Genomic DNA, 4,293 nt, shown 5'->3' on the forward strand with positions numbered 1-4,293 from the left:
TTTCCATCAGTATAACTATAGGTAACGGTAATAGAACCACTCAATCCTGCTGGGTTGAAGGTCGCCGTTCCGTTTCCGTTGTTGGTAACGCCCGGTCCGCTCCATGTTCCGTTGGAATTTGTTGGAGTTCCTGTCAAGGTAATAGGACTAACGTTGTCACATAACGGACCATAATTTCCAGCGTCCACTGTTGGAGCTGTATTTACAAGTATGTTGGCAGTATCGCTGTTGGTACAGCTGTTTCCATCAGTATAACTATAAGTAACCGTGATGGAGCCGTTAAGACCTGCTGGGTTGAAGGTCGCTGTTCCGTTTCCGTTGTTGGTAACACCGGGTCCGCTCCATGTTCCGTTGGAATTTGCTGGAGTTCCTGTCAAGGTAATAGGACTAACGTTGTTACAAAGTGGTCCGTAGTTTCCGGCATCAACTGTTGGTGATTTGTGAACTACTATATTTGCGGTATCGCTGTTGGAGCATCCACTGCCATTTGTATAGCTATAGGTTACGGTGTTTGAACCAAACAATCCTGCTGGATTGAAGGTTGCCGTTCCGTTGCCGTTGTCGGTAACACCCGGTCCACTCCAAGTTCCGTTGGAATTGGTAGGGGTTCCCGTTAATGTGATAGGGCTAACGTTATCACAAAGCGGTCCGTAGTTTCCGGCATCAACATTTATTTGATTAGGCTGAGTAATAATAACTGTTTCCAAAGTAGTACAAGTACCATCGCTAACAGTTACATTATAAGTTCCAGCAGTTAAACCAGATTGATCTTGGGCTGATGGATTTAATCCACTACCACCGTTGCTGGCAGTCCAAGCATAAGTATATGACCCAGATCCACCGGTTACTGATAAGTCTATAGAACCATTATTTCCACCAAAACATGTTACGTTTACTTTTGTGAAGCTTGAATCTAAATCTGTATTTGTTAATGTAAGCTTGCGGGCAGGTGAGGTACATCCAAGTGTTGGATTGAAATAATATGCATACCAAATACCTGGAGTAGTAACCGTTGGATTAAGAGGCAAAGGATTACTTAGATCTGGATTAGGAGACCATTTTAATTGCGCACCTGGTGGAGTTGTTGAAGTAACAAAAGTATTTAATTGCACCTGTGTTGGGGCACAATAAGTTTTTGTTTCAGGAAACAAAGTGGGGGCATTTGCATAACCCTCCACAGATAATCTTAGACCATCCACCAATACTACCGATCTACCTGGATTACCAGTTTTATAAAAAACCTCAACCGAAGTAGCACTTGGACCTGCTTTGAAAGTAATACATCTATTTTCCCAATATGGATTTATTTCTGTCCAACCTCCTGGGTTTTGATTTCCTCCATTGCCACTTGTAGAAAATGACAATCTTGTAGGGAACTCACTAGTTGTATGCTGAATTAAATTTGCATGAGTATAAGTAAGTGGGTCGCTAATTTGAACAGCTCCATTTCTAACGCCAAATTGCAAATTTGGAAGATATTCAATTATCTCTCCTCCTTGATTATTACTATTTACAGTATTATAACGAGGAATTACAGCAATTTCAAAACATACAGTATAAACTGTATTTGGAATAACTGTAAGTGTTTGTCTTATTGCTTCATTTTGATATGAAAATATAGCAAAACCGCCCCCATCAAAAGTGGAAGGCTCTATAATACCCGGATAAACAGTATTGGCGTTTGTTTGGGAATAGGATATGTATTGCCCTTCAGACCAGTCAACAGTTCCATCATCATCCCAACAAGTGTACCTTGCATCGGCTTGATATTGGCCATTTGTACCACCAACAGCAGTTCGGAATGTACCTCCACTAACATCAGCTTTTTCAAAAGATCCACATGTAATTAAATTACACGCCCCTACAATATTTCCTTTATAGGCGTTATTAAAAGCCTCAGCTTTTGATTTTGACCGGAAAGTCGCATTATAATCAGCAGCCTTTTTATCAAGTGCAGCATTATATTGATCCAAATACTCTTGTGTATATGGTAATACAACATTATCTCCATCCGAGGTACTTTTAACCTGGGAATATCCTTGGCTGCTCAAGCAAGCTATTAAAATGAGACCTATTAAAAACCTCTTATCAGAAGCAAATAATTTAGTAATTATTTTAAACATAAGTTAGAATTTTATTAATACCGATATCTTTTGATAATGCAATAATTGAACATTTCACCTCAATTAATGTTCAAATATACAGTGGAAAAAGTGTTAAGGAATTACTAACAAACAAGTATTAGTTGAACTGTAAAAAATACTCGGCAAACGACATAAATTGTATGAAAAAGAGGTGTTTTTTTGTAGGAAAATGACATACGTGTTAGTACGTATATACCCTGTATATAAGGCTTTTAGAGGCATTGGAAGTAAGAAAAAATCTAAAGCTTTCACCGAAAACCCTTTCCTATTTATCCTTTTAATCGCCAAAAAAAGCATATTTTCAAATGATAAACTTTTTTAAAGCTACATCGAAAATCAAAATGCAAACCATACTAATTTTTAAATACTCCTTGGGTTTATTACTCCAATAACAAACTTTATCTTTGCACCTTTATATATAGAAAAATGTCTTTAAGTAAAGAAATAAAACGCCGCAGAACTTTTGGGATTATCAGTCACCCTGATGCGGGAAAAACAACCCTCACTGAAAAACTTTTGCTTTTTGGCGGTGCAATTCAAGAAGCAGGTGCCGTTAAAAGCAACAAAATTAAGAAAGGCGCGACCAGCGACTTTATGGAAATCGAACGCCAACGCGGAATTTCCGTGGCCACTTCTGTCTTGGCTTTTGAGTATGAAGGTATAAAAATCAACATTCTCGATACTCCCGGCCACAAGGATTTTGCCGAAGATACGTTCAGAACACTTACAGCGGTAGATAGTGTTATCGTTGTAATTGACGTAGCAAAAGGGGTTGAAGAACAGACTGAGAAATTAGTTGAAGTTTGCCGCATGCGAAACATACCAATGATTGTTTTCATTAATAAGATGGACCGCGAAGGTAAAGACGCTTTTGAACTGCTTGACGAAATTGAACAGAAACTCAATCTTCGCGTTACCCCTTTAAGTTTCCCAATCGGGATGGGTTATGATTTTAAAGGAATCTATAATGTGTGGGAAAAAAACGTAAATCTTTTTAGTGGAGATAGCAGAAAAAATATTGAGGAAACTATTGAAATTGAAGACATTCAAAGCCACGAACTTGAAAAATTGATCGGCGATAAAGCTGCAAAAACACTTCGTGACGAATTGGAGCTTGTTTATGAAGTTTACCCAGATTTTGATCGTGAGGAATATTTGGAAGGAAAACTTCAACCTGTATTTTTTGGCTCTGCTTTAAACAATTTCGGAGTTCGTGAATTGTTGGATTGTTTTGTTGAAATTGCTCCTACTCCACGCCCAAAGGAAAGTAGTACACGTTTGGTAAAACCCGATGAAAAAGAATTCTCAGGTTTCGTTTTTAAAATTCACGCGAATATGGATCCCAAACACCGTGACCGATTGGCTTTTGTGAAAATTGTATCGGGAACTTTTGAACGGAATTCACCTTATTTACATGTTCGTCAAGGAAAAAAACTGAAATTTAGTAGCCCCAATGCTTTCTTTGCCGAAAAGAAACAGATTGTTGACATTTCCTATCCTGGCGATATTGTTGGTCTTCACGACACAGGAAATTTTAAGATTGGCGATACACTTACCGAAGGCGAAGAAATGCAGTACAAAGGCATTCCAAGCTTTTCACCGGAACACTTTAAATACATCAACAATGCAGATCCCATGAAGAGCAAACAGCTTGAAAAGGGCATCGACCAATTGATGGATGAAGGTGTGGCGCAGCTTTTCACTTTGGAACTGAATAACAGGAAAGTCATTGGAACTGTTGGTGCACTGCAGTTTGAAGTAATCCAATACCGACTGGAACACGAATATGGAGCCAAATGTAGCTATGAAAACCTGAATGTTCACAAAGCCTGTTGGGTAGAAGCAAAAGATCCAAAAAGTGAAGAGTTCGCAGACTTTAAAAGAGTGAAAGCGAAATTTTTAGCGAAAGACAAACGCGGCCAATTGGTCTTCTTTGCAGATTCTGCATTTACACTTCAAATGACGCAATCAAAATATCCAAATGTGAAATTGCATTTTGTGAGTGAGTTTGAAAAGGCTGGAAACTCGAAGTCGGAAGCTGGAAAATAATTATAGACATTATTAAAAACATAGGCGTGCGATTAATCGCGCGCCTATGTTTGGAATTTGGTTTTTGCATTTTGAAATTTGAAGCATAAAAAAAGCCCCG

At 38.5% G+C, this 4,293-nt stretch carries 2 protein-coding genes; one reads left to right on the forward strand and one right to left on the reverse strand.

Annotated elements, in window-relative coordinates:
• The coding region (locus A7A78_RS11910; protein ID WP_131811141.1) for a SprB repeat-containing protein at positions 1 to 2,123 on the reverse strand (2,123 nt) is incomplete at its 3' end.
• Between the two features lie 447 nt (positions 2,124 to 2,570).
• Between A7A78_RS11910 and A7A78_RS11915 the strand changes: the two genes are divergently transcribed.
• Positions 2,571 to 4,193, forward strand: a complete 1,623-nt coding sequence (locus A7A78_RS11915) for a peptide chain release factor 3 (RefSeq protein ID WP_068762693.1) — start codon at positions 2,571 to 2,573, stop codon at positions 4,191 to 4,193.
• Positions 4,194 to 4,293: the final 100 nt, after the last annotated feature.

Source organism: Aequorivita soesokkakensis (assembly GCF_001641085.1).
In the GTDB taxonomy this organism is placed as follows: domain Bacteria; phylum Bacteroidota; class Bacteroidia; order Flavobacteriales; family Flavobacteriaceae; genus Aequorivita; species Aequorivita soesokkakensis.